The organism is Afipia massiliensis (assembly GCF_014203115.1).
Classification (GTDB): domain Bacteria; phylum Pseudomonadota; class Alphaproteobacteria; order Rhizobiales; family Xanthobacteraceae; genus Afipia; species Afipia massiliensis.
In genome coordinates, this window is sequence record NZ_JACHIJ010000012.1 from 41656 (window position 1) to 52621 (window position 10966).

The following is a 10966-nucleotide window of genomic DNA, read 5'->3' on the forward strand; positions in this document are numbered from 1 at the left end:
GGTTAAAAATGAAATTCAGTGTTTGTCTTTCGACGGGCTTCGAAGGTGTGATGTATCCGATCCCGTTTGCCGGACCGGAAGATTTTATCGCTCAGGGGCAGCTCTGCGAGCGTTTGGGCTACGATTCCGTGTGGGGTAACGACCACATCACGACGCAAGACTATGTTCGGGATCTTTTCCCTGGGAAGCCGCCGAACTTCTATGAACCTTTGGTCGTGCTCGCGGCGATAGGTGCATCGACGACGAAGCTAAAGTTGGGAACGGCGCTTGCCGTGCTCCCGATGCGCGATCCAGTTTATCTGGCCAAGCAAGCCATCACTCTCGATCAAATGACGAACGGCCGCTTTATCATGGCGGTGGGGCTCGGAGCCTATCGCGAGGAATTTCTCGCATGGGGTGGTTCGCGCGCCGCGAAAGCTCGGCGTGGCGACATGATGGACGAGGGATTGCAATCTTTGCAACTTCTCTTCAACGAAGGAAAGTGCAGTTACGAAGGCAAATACTACACTTTCAAGGACGTTGAGATGTTCCCGAAGAGCAAGGCGCAGCCTTTTCCGCTCTATATCGGAGGACACAATCTTGAAGCCGTCGAGCGAGCAGCGCGTTACGGACAGGGATGGCTGCCGGGTTGGCGCCCGCTTGCAGAAATGGAGCAGCGTATCGCCGACTTGAAGGCCCGCGCCACGGCCTTGGGACGCAATCCATCCGAGATCGAGATCGCGCCGCAGTTCTCGGTGACCGTCGACAAGACGCTTGAAGCTGCTGAAAAGCGTTACATGGAAAGCGGTCTTGTCGCGCATCGCGTGTCGTTGGCTTACACCGGCCGTGACTTGAGTCATCAGGTCGTCGCAAACCTTGTAGGGTCCCCGGATGTGATCCTGGAGAAGATCGACAAGCTCAAGAAGATTGGCGTCGATCACTGTAGTGCGTTGATGTTCCCTGCCAATTCGGTCGGCGAGATGAACGAGCAGATTGAGTGGTTTGCGTCGGACGTCATGACGAAGGTGCCCACGTGAGCGAGACTGTGATGGACGGTTCCACGGAGGATTTCGATCACTTCGATCTTGCGTCGCTAACGAGGCCCGAGCGTTACAAGATTCTGACGGGTGCGGTTATTCCTCGTCCGATCGCTTTCGTGACGTCGCTTGGCCCAAATGGGCTGGTGAACGCAGCGCCGTTCAGCCAGTTCGTTATTCTGGCCGTTGACCCCGGATTGCTCGGGTTCTCGGTTGGACCGCGGAATGACGGCTCGCATCCGAAAGACACACTGGCCAATGTCAGGGCCTCCGAGGAGTTCGTCATCAACATGGTGCCGGAGGGATGGGAGGATGCTGTTCAAAAGGCGAGCGATGAACATCCGGCCGATGTCAGCGAAGTCGATCTGCTCGGCTTCAAGACATTCGCTTCGACAAAGATCAAAACGCCGAGACTGCTGGGGTCCAAGATACAGTTCGAATGTGTTCTTGATCAGATCGTGAATTTCGGAAATGCGCCGAACCACTTGGTCGTTGGAAAAGTGGTTGCAATGCACGTCCAGTCCGGTCTCACGCAGGACTGCAAGATAGATCCAAAGGCATACTCTCCAATCGCGAGGATCGGTGGCCGCAATTACGTTCGCCTCGGCGACGTGGTGAAAGCATAGGCGGAGTAGATGGAACTGTTCTCCGTTGCCGAATCTGAGGAGTTGCTGCGTTCGTTCGAGGTAAGGCCGCTTGGTGGTCTTATCGAGGATGCAGCCAAACTTTGCCGCGCCGGTTTTGGAGGATCGATAACCTACTCGCGCAAGGTGTTCATACCGCTGACACATCTGTGTCGCGACACCTGCGCTTACTGCACCTTCACGAAGATTCCAAAGCAGGTATCGTCGCCTTATCTTCTGCCGGAAGATGTTCTGGCCATTGCGCGTGCAGGCGAGAAGGCGGGTTGTCGCGAAGCTCTCTTCACTTTGGGCGACAAGCCTGAGTTGCGTTATGAAGCAGCTCGGAAATTTTTGGACGAGCACGGCTTCGCGACGACCGTCGATTACCTCGAACATGTTTGCGCGTTGGTTCTCAGGGAAACAAGCCTGTTGCCGCACGTGAACGCCGGCATCATGACGGAAAGCGAGATCGCGCGGCTGCGGAAGGTCAGTGTCTCGCAGGGCATCATGCTGGAAACTGTATCTGAGAGGCTTTGCGCGCGCGGCGGCGCACACTTCGGGTCACCGGATAAGGATCCTCGCGTGCGCATCGAAATGATCGAGGCGGCCGGGCGACAGCGCGTACCTTTCACCAGCGGAATATTGATCGGGATTGGCGAAACCAGACTGGAACGGATCCAGTCGCTGCTCGCGTTGAAAACGATTCATCAGCGCCACGGTCATATCCAGGAGATCATCGTTCAGAATTTCCGAGCGAAATCCGATACGCGCTTCGCCACGCATCGCGAGCCGAACCTGGATGACCTTCTCTGGACCGCATCGGCAGCGCGGCTGATCTTCGGAAGCGAAATGAACATTCAGGTTCCTCCGAACCTGAGTTACGGCGATTTTCCGAGGTTGCTCGAGGCCGGTATCAACGATTGGGGCGGGATTTCACCCGTGACCGCCGACCATGTGAACCCCGAGGCGCCATGGCCGGACCTCGCGAAGCTCGAAACCGCAACGGCAGCGGCGGGCCTTTCGCTGGAGCAGAGGCTGGCAGTCTACCCGAACTATGTCCGGAACGCTTCGGATTGGATTGACTCAGTTCTCGTGCCGTCAGTTCTCAGGACAGTCGACAGTGAGGGATTTGCACGCGATGACAACTGGTCTCCAGGTTCGCTCTCTTCCATCCCGTCAGACTTGCGAAGTATAAGATCAGACCGTCGGATCGACCTCATTCTCGCCAGAGCAAAGACAGGAACCCGGCTCTCAGAAAATGAAATCAGAGTCCTTTTCGCTGCACGAGCAGGAGATGTGGATGCCATCTGCATCGCTGCCGACGAGGTGAGAGCCGGGACAAGCGGCGACACTGTGCGCTATGTGGTAAACCGTAACATCAATTATACGAATGTCTGCACTTATCAGTGCCGCTTCTGCGCGTTTGCCAAAGGTAAGACGCACGACGAACTCCGGGGCAAGCCTTACGACCTCTCGCTAGAAGAGGTTGCGAGGCGGGCACGTGAGGCGTGGGAGCGTGGAGCGACAGAAGTCTGCATGCAAGGCGGAATCAATCCGTACTACACCGGGCAGACCTATCTTGACCTCCTCCGTGCCGTGAAGGAACAAGTTCCCGAGATCCATGTTCATGCCTTTTCGCCGCTCGAGATCGCGCAGGGCGCATCAACGCTGGAGATATCTGTACGGCACTTCTTGGGAATGTTGCGCGACGCAGGATTGGGCTCGCTGCCGGGGACGGCCGCTGAGATTCTCGATGATCGGGTAAGAGAGGTGATTTGTCCCGACAAGCTCAGCACGGACGAATGGCTTGATGTAATCGCGGCGGCCCACGAGACTGGTCTGCCGACAACTTCGACGATCATGTTCGGTCATGTCGAAGGTTCCGCGAGTTGGGCGAGACATCTGTTGCATCTTCGCGACCTGCAGGAGCGGACCGGCGGCTTTACGGAATTTGTGCCGCTCCCGTTCGTCCATATGGAGGCGCCGATGTCTCTGCGCGGGCAGGCTCGGATGGGACCCACGTGGCGCGAGGTGAGGCTGATGCATGCCGTCGCCCGGCTGGTTCTGCATCCCTTGATCGCCAACATCCAGGCTTCGTGGGTGAAGCTCGGCGAAGACGGCGTTTCAGAGCTTCTGCACGGCGGCGTCAACGATCTGGGCGGAACGCTTATGAACGAAAGCATTTCGCGGGCGGCCGGAACGCTTCACGGCCAGGAACTGGCTCCGCAGCAAATGGAGAATCTTATCGAACGCGCGAGGCGCCAACCGCAGCAACGCACCACGCTTTACCAACCCGCATCTACCGAGCGCCGGGCCGTCAGTTTTGATGCGCCGATTCTGTCCGAGCTTGTGCTGACCCCGTTCAACGGCAAGCGCAAGATGAAAGAAGACATTCAACTCCAGCATTAAGAGTCCGAGGGTGACATGAATTCGAAGATTTATTCCATATGTGTCGTAGGCGGCACAGGCGCGGAAGGAGGAGGGCTTGCCCTGCGTTGGGCCAAGCACGGGCATCGTGTGACCATTGGATCCCGTGACGTCGAGAAAGCGAAGGCGGCGGCGGCGGAGCTCAACGCTCGTCTCGGCTCAGAGCTGGTGCTGAGCGCCGAAAGCACGGAGGGTGTTTTATCCGCCGACATTGTCGTGCTGACGGTCCCGTTCTCGGGGCAGCTGCCGACTGTCGAGGGGCTTAAGCAGGCACTCCAGGGAAAGATCCTGATCGATGTCACGGTGCCGCTCGTGCCTCCCAAGGTCTCGAAGGTGCAACTTCCCGAGTCGGACTCCTGCGTGGTTGCGGTGCAACGTTTGCTCGGTGAGCAGGTGCGGGTCGTTTCCGCGTTTCAGAACGTTTCTGCTCACAAACTGAAGAACCTCGATCACGAGATCGACTGCGATGTGCTGGTCGCCGCCGACGACAAGGATGCCCGTCTGACGGGAATCGAGTTGGCCCGGCATGCCGGTTTGCGCGGGATCGACGTCGGCGTACTCGCGAATTCCGTGGTTGCTGAAAGTCTTACGTCGGCTCTGATTTGGATCAACAAGTTCTACAAGGTTCCGGATTCAGGAATTCGCATCACAGGTCTTCCCACGGAGTGATTTGATTGTCTCTGAAAGGCGCGCTTCTGCTGCAACCATTGCGAGGATTTCCGCTTGTCCAGAAGGGGGACGACATTGTGGATCTCATCCACGCTGCGTTGCAGACAACGGGCGTGAGCCTGGAACAGAATGACATCATTGTAATCGCCCAGAAGGTGATCTCGAAGGCTGAGGGCCGGTCCGTCGATCTGAATGACATCGTGCCGTCAGCGAGAGCAATCGAATTGTCGGCCGCCGCGGAGAAAGATCCGCGTCTTATTGAGCTGATCCTCAGCGAATCGAACGAGGTTCTCCGTGTGCGTCCTGGTGTTATCATCGTCGAGCACCGGTCAGGTCTCGTCATGGCCAATGCCGGCATCGACAGGTCGAACGTCAGTGGAAATCAAGCTCTGCTATTGCCGCTCGACCCGGACGGGTCTTCGTCGCGGATAAGAGACGGCTTGAGTAAACGCGCGGGGGTCCATATCGGTGTCATGATTATCGACAGCATCGGCCGCGCATGGCGGAACGGAACGATTGGTACGGTGATCGGAGCAAGCGTTGTACCCACGTTGCTCGATTTAAGGGGCCAACCGGATCTCTTCGGGCGCCCGCTTGAGACCACGGAGGTGGGATGGGCGGACGAACTGGCCGCGGCCGCGTCGCTCACGATGGGACAAGCCTCTGAAGGGCGGCCAGCAGTTCTTGTACGGGGTGTCGAAATCTCGGGAGCCGGCACCGCTCGTGATATGCTTCGTCCGAAGGAAAAGGATCTCTTTCGATGAGCGGAAGCGGCGGGCGTATCATCGCTTTGGCTGGCGGCGTCGGAGGCGCTAAGCTCGCGGACGGACTTGCGCAGCGGCTCGGCGAATATCTTACCGTCGTCGTGAATACCGGCGATGATTTCGAGCATCTTGGAATGCACGTCAGTCCAGATCTCGACACAGTCATGTACACGCTCGCGGGCCTGGCGAACCCATCGCAGGGTTGGGGGCTGGAGGGCGAGTCGTGGGTCTTCATGGATCAACTCTCCCGGCTGGGCGGCCCGGATTGGTTCAAGCTTGGTGATCGGGATCTCGCGACGCATGCAATCAGGACGAGTCGTCTCCGGGGCGGCGCAACCCTGTCGGACGTAACGGAGGATCTCTGCGGTGTACTAGGCATCCGCTCCCGTATCCTGCCCATGTCAGACGATTCCGTCAGGACGATGATTCAAAGCGACGGAAAGATTCTGGGTTTTCAGGAATATTTCGTCCGGTTGCGGTGCGAGGTCCCCGTGACGAGCATCTGCTTCGAAGGGGCAGATCGTGCGAAACTCAATCCAAGAATTACCAAGCTGCATGCTTCTGAGAGGCCCGCCGCGGTCGTCATCTGTCCATCCAATCCTTATCTCAGCATCGATCCGATTATGGCTGTTCCCGGCGCTCGCGAATGGCTTGCAAGCCTTCGCGTTCCGGTCGTCGCCGTATCACCGATCGTGGCTGGATCGGCGATAAAGGGGCCAGCCGCGAAGGTTATGGGTGAACTCGGCATCCAGGTGTCGGCTTCTGCCATTGCAAGACATTATCGAGGTGTGGTCAGTGGCCTCGTCATCGATGTTTCCGATGCCGCTCTGTCCAACGAGATCGAGTCCATGGGACTTCCCGTAAGGGTGGCACAAACTGTGATGAGTTCGGCGGCAGATCGTCTCGCTCTTGCGGATGAATGTCTCGAGTTCGCACGCGGACTCGCAGGCCGAGCTTTGGAGGATTCCGGTCGATGACGACGATCCTCATTCCATGCAAGGATCTGAACCTCGGTAAGTCGCGGTTGTCGCCTTGGGTTGATGGCCGCACCAGACGGTCGCTCTGCAAAATGTTCCTGAATCGCACGCTGGCGCTCGCGACAGCCACAGTTGCGGCATCCGAGGTGAGGCTGCTCACATCCGATCCGGACGCGCGTGAGATCGCTCGTGAGTTTGGCGTTCCGACCATCGCCGATAAAGGATGGGATTTGAACTCCGCCTTGTCGGGCGCGCGAGCGGCGATGGCCAGCGACGTTTCTGTTTCGGAAGTGGTTATCTTGCCGATCGACCTGCCATGCGCGAACTCTCATTCTTTGGGAACGGTGATGCGTGAGCCGGGTGACGTGGTGATTGTTCCGGACCACGAGCGCAGGGGCACGAATGTGTTGAGCTTGAGCCGCGCAGCGCTCCGTGACTTTTCTTTCCAGTATGGGTCAAACAGCTTCATGGCGCATATGGCTGCTGCCCAGCGCATAGGCATCGAACCGGCCGTGGTCCTGGATGAAGATCTTGCGTTCGACGTCGACGAGCCCGACGATTACCACCTATGGAAGGAACACGCGCCAACCCTTTTGCGAGGTGCGGCGTGGGTGTAGTCGGCGACATCAGTCGCGTTGACCCCGTCCGTTTGATAGGTTAACGAACGGAACGTCGCTCCACATAGCGGAACGTCTGTCTCGTCGTTACTCACCACTGATTTGTTATCCCTGACGACGATCGCCGAGACAATCTTGCGTACACGTGTTCAACAGTTCGAGCCCAAGTCGAAGTCCGCCGGAAGTCAGCTTCTCGCGAAGGGGCTCCATCTGCTTCGACATATCGCCCAGCGCGGAAGTGGGGATATTGGAGTGCGGGATTTGGCGCGTGAACTGGGGTGGACCACCACGGCAACCCATCGGCTTCTTGTCACGCTTCTGAATGAAGGGTTCTTGGAACAGCATCCGGTCTCTCTCAAGTACCGGATTGGCTATGACGCATTCCAGATCGGAGCGGCATACCTGCGCTCGTCGGGAATAGACACCGTGGCGCCTCCCGTCCTGCGCAGTCTTGTGAACGAGCATGGGCTCAACGCCTTCCTAGGCGTCATGCGTGAGCATGAACTTGTGTATTTGCTCGCTATGCAGTGTCAGAATTCGGTGGCCCTCAGAGTAGCGCCAGGGTCGAGGGCGCCGTTGCACAAGACGGCGATGGGAAAAATAATTCTGGCCGATCAACCGGATGAGGTTGTACTGGAAAAGCTTAGGCTTTCGGTCGAATCGGACACGGATCGATCCTCGTTCAATACGAAAGATTTCTTGGCACAGTTGGTGGCTGCGCGAAAAAATGGGTTTGCTATTGTAAATGAAGAGTTCTTGCCAGGTCTGTTTTCTGTCGGAGCGGCGGTGCGGGATTTTTCGGGGCGGGTTGTGGCCGCGATAAGCGTCAGTCGTTCGAAACAGGGACTCGCCTCGAGGGAGATACAGACCATAGCGGGTGTTATTACCCAGGCGGCCGACAGGTTGTCGCGGGGTTTGGGTTTCTCCGCGTGAGTGTTGGCGTGTATGATGGTCGGCGGTCCGAGATGGGCCGCACGAGTCGTTTTTAGCTCGTGCACATTTACTCAGGGGCACCGGACGTATGGACGAGGTCAAAACCGGAGCGGGAAGCCAAACCGTTTCCCGGGCATTGTGGGTTCTGGAGCTTCTCGGACACGAGGGCGAATTGGGCGTCAGGGAAATCGCGCGTAATCTCGGAGTGGCTCCGAGTATCGCCCAAAGATTGGTGAATGCGCTCGCTGGAGCGGGTTTTGTGGAAAAGGCCGCAGAATCCTCCAAGTGGAAAATCGGCTACAAGGCATTTCAGGTCGGTTCGGCGTTTTTGTCTAATGTTGATTTGAACGCCGCGACATCGCCTGAGCTCCATTTTCTGGCGGATGAGAAGCAGATCAATAGCTTCCTCGGCGTACTACGCGATCGTTCCGTCGTCTATCTTGCTACCGTTCAGAGCGGGGGCGCGATCGCGATTACGAACGCTCCTGGTTCGCGGACCTACCTGCATTCGACGGCCTTGGGAAAGGCGCTGCTCGCGGCCAAGACGGACGACGAGGTCGCACTCATGTTGGGGCCTGCGCCATACAAGCAGTTGACCAAGAAGACGAAGAGATCCTTCGCTGCGATCCTGAAGGATATCAAGGAGTGCCGGCGGCTTGGATATGCGATCTCCGACGAGGAAAATATTGAAAACGTCTTCGCGGTCGGGGCGCCGATCCGGAATGCAAGCGGACAGACGATCGCGGCTCTCAGCGGCGCGATCCCCCGGCAGAGACTGAACGCAAAGGCCATCAACGACCTCTGCCTGATGGTAAAGGACGCGGCGGCAAGGGCCTCGAGACGCTTGGGGGCGCCCGGTTAGGCGCAGGTCAGATCATTCGCCGCGGATTGAGGAGGTTCTCGATGTCGAAACTACCGAATCTTTCCTTGGCCAGGACCCTCAGCGATACGCCGGAAGCAAGCGCATCCTTTGCCAGTTTTGCGGACAGGTCATAGCCGACTGCGGGCACAAGTGCCGTGGCCATACCGACGCTCCTTTCCAGGTGCTCCTTGCAGCGTCCCGGCGCCGCCCTGATGCCGCAGACGCAGCGCTCGCGGAATGTGGCGATGGTATTTGACAGGACCCGGATGGAGGAGAGGACGTTGAAGACCATAACCGGCTCCATCGCGTTGAGCTGCAACTGCGCTGCCTCCGACGCCATGCTGATAGTCATGTCGTTGCCGACGATTTCGTAGCAGGCCTGATTGACGACCTCCGGGATTACGGGATTGACCTTACCGGGCATGATCGACGAGCCCGGCTGTCGTTCTGGAAGATGGATTTCGCCCAAACCGCCGCGAGGGCCACTTGAAAGAAGGCGGAGGTCGCTCGCAATCTTCGAAAGCTTTATAGCGGTCCGCTTGATGACGCCGGATATCGATACCAACGCGCCGGTATCCCAACTCGCCTCTATCAGGTCGTCCGCGCTCCTTAGGGGGAATCTGCAAAGCCGGCTCAATTCCTCGATTGCGATCTTTTGATACTCCTTCGGCGCATTCAAGCGTGTGCCGATAGCCGTTCCGCCGAGATTGATTTCTTGGAGAAGGCGGCTCGTCTCGCTTCCGCGGGCGACGTCCTCGTTCAGTACCGTCGCAAAGGCACCGAATTCCTGCCCCAAAGTCATTGGCACAGCATCCTGCAGTTGGGTGCGTCCCAGTTTTATAACGTCGCGAAATTCCAGCGATTTCTCCCTGAACGCTTCGATCAGCAGGGTGAGTTCGCATTGGAGTCTGGAGTACGCGGTCAATATCGCCAAACGCGTGCTGGTCGGATAGACATCGTTGGTGGATTGCGAGCGGTTGACGTCGTCGTTCGGGTGGATGACCGAGTAGTCGCCCTTCGGAGCTCCGAGCTTCTCGATTGCGATGTTGGTGATGACTTCGTTGGCATTCATGTTCAGCGAAGTGCCTGCTCCGCCCTGAATCATGTCCAGCTTGAACTGGTCGTGATAGCGGCCCGAGATCAATTGATCGCAGGCGAACGAGATACCCTGCCATTTATGTAGCGGTAGCAGGCCCAGCGTGTGGTTTGCGAAGCAGGCCGCGCGCTTGACCATGGCCAGGGCGACAATCAAGTCCGGAAAGCGCTCAGTAGGGATTTCGGATATCCGGAAATTATCCAGGGCGCGCTCGGTCTGTGCTCCCCAGTAGCTGTCTGCTTTGATCTCGATCTCCCCGAGGCTGTCGATTTCCGTCCGAACCATCAATGCTATCTCCAAATCGTTCCTATAATAGGAATGATGTTCCGTATATTGCAATTCAGTTTGCGTCCTGTCAATCACGGCGCTATACATCACCAATAATAAGAACGACGTTCCTATTATAGAAACGGAGTAAGGATGTTAGTTGAAGATCGCCTGAAAGAAGCGAACTTGGTTTTGCCAACGGCCCAGCCGAGCGTCGCAAATTATCTGCCCGGGATAGAAGAGGGTGGACTGCTTTTCATTTCCGGTCAGCTTCCGATGCGATCGGGAAAGGTCGCCTATCAGGGCAAAGTCGGCCATGACGTTGACATCGATGCCGCGAAGAAGGCCGCCGAGCTTTGCGCGTTGAACATCCTCGGGCAGGCCAAAGCAATTCTCGGCGATCTCGATCGGATAAACAGGTGTATCCGCCTCGGCGGGTTCGTGAATTGCGGTGAAGAGTTTCGCGATCATGCATCCGTCCTGAATGGGGCGTCTGATCTGTTGGTCATTGCTCTGGGGAATGCCGGCCGTCACGCGCGTGTGGCGGTAGGATGTAGTTCGCTACCTCTTGGTGCGGCCGTCGAGGTCGAGGCTGTGTTTTCGATCAAGTCGCGGCCGGTGGAGGCGTCATGAAAATTGCGATAGCCAAGGAAGTGGATGCAGCCGAGCCGCGCGTTGCGGCGACGCCGGACACCGTGAAGAAGTTCAAGGCGCT

The 10966-nt window shown here is 57.6% G+C and carries 11 protein-coding genes; 10 read left to right on the forward strand and 1 reads right to left on the reverse strand.

What is annotated here, in order from left to right:
* The first annotated feature begins 8 nt into the window (after positions 1–8).
* The 9 genes from HNQ36_RS25315 (at position 9) to HNQ36_RS25355 (ending at position 8888) form a co-directional block, all read left to right on the forward strand.
* A complete protein-coding gene (locus HNQ36_RS25315; RefSeq protein ID WP_184090605.1) occupies positions 9–1016 on the forward strand; it encodes an LLM class flavin-dependent oxidoreductase in 1008 nt (335 codons plus the stop codon).
* Positions 1013–1642: a flavin reductase family protein gene (locus HNQ36_RS25320; RefSeq protein WP_210312214.1), complete on the forward strand. Its 630-nt coding sequence runs from the start codon at positions 1013–1015 to the stop codon at positions 1640–1642. The genes HNQ36_RS25315 and HNQ36_RS25320 overlap by 4 nt, the downstream gene beginning before the upstream one ends.
* A gap of 9 nt (positions 1643–1651) precedes the next feature.
* On the forward strand, positions 1652–4048 hold the full coding sequence (gene cofH, locus HNQ36_RS25325) for a 5-amino-6-(D-ribitylamino)uracil--L-tyrosine 4-hydroxyphenyl transferase CofH (protein ID WP_184090611.1): 2397 nt from the start codon (positions 1652–1654) through the stop codon (positions 4046–4048).
* Positions 4049–4063: 15 nt separating this feature from the next.
* Positions 4064–4735, forward strand: a complete 672-nt coding sequence (npdG, locus tag HNQ36_RS25330; RefSeq protein WP_184090614.1) for an NADPH-dependent F420 reductase — start codon at positions 4064–4066, stop codon at positions 4733–4735.
* Between the two features lie 5 nt (positions 4736–4740).
* Positions 4741–5499 (forward strand): coenzyme F420-0:L-glutamate ligase, encoded by a 759-nt coding sequence (cofE, locus tag HNQ36_RS25335; protein WP_184090617.1) that lies wholly within the window; start codon positions 4741–4743, stop codon positions 5497–5499.
* Complete coding sequence (cofD, locus tag HNQ36_RS25340; RefSeq protein ID WP_184090620.1) at positions 5496–6476, forward strand: 2-phospho-L-lactate transferase; 981 nt, start codon at positions 5496–5498, stop codon at positions 6474–6476. Before cofE ends, cofD begins: the two co-directional genes overlap by 4 nt.
* Positions 6473–7093, forward strand: a complete 621-nt coding sequence (cofC, locus tag HNQ36_RS25345) for a 2-phospho-L-lactate guanylyltransferase (protein WP_184090624.1) — start codon at positions 6473–6475, stop codon at positions 7091–7093. The genes cofD and cofC overlap by 4 nt, the downstream gene beginning before the upstream one ends.
* A 135-nt stretch (positions 7094–7228) precedes the next feature.
* Positions 7229–8026: an IclR family transcriptional regulator gene (locus tag HNQ36_RS25350; RefSeq protein ID WP_184090627.1), complete on the forward strand. Its 798-nt coding sequence runs from the start codon at positions 7229–7231 to the stop codon at positions 8024–8026.
* An 88-nt stretch (positions 8027–8114) separates the two neighbouring features.
* Positions 8115–8888 carry an IclR family transcriptional regulator gene (locus HNQ36_RS25355; RefSeq protein ID WP_184090631.1) on the forward strand — a complete coding sequence of 258 codons (774 nt, stop codon included), beginning with the start codon at positions 8115–8117 and terminating at the stop codon, positions 8886–8888.
* Between the two features lie 7 nt (positions 8889–8895).
* Here HNQ36_RS25355 and HNQ36_RS25360 read toward each other — a convergent pair whose 3' ends face one another.
* Positions 8896–10269 carry an aspartate ammonia-lyase gene (locus HNQ36_RS25360; protein WP_246395546.1) on the reverse strand — a complete coding sequence of 458 codons (1374 nt, stop codon included), beginning with the start codon at positions 10267–10269 and terminating at the stop codon, positions 8896–8898.
* A 135-nt stretch (positions 10270–10404) separates the two neighbouring features.
* Between HNQ36_RS25360 and HNQ36_RS25365 the strand changes: the two genes are divergently transcribed.
* Entirely contained in the window at positions 10405–10884 is a 480-nt protein-coding gene (locus HNQ36_RS25365; protein ID WP_184090637.1) for a RidA family protein, read from the forward strand.
* Positions 10885–10966 lie beyond the last annotated feature (82 nt).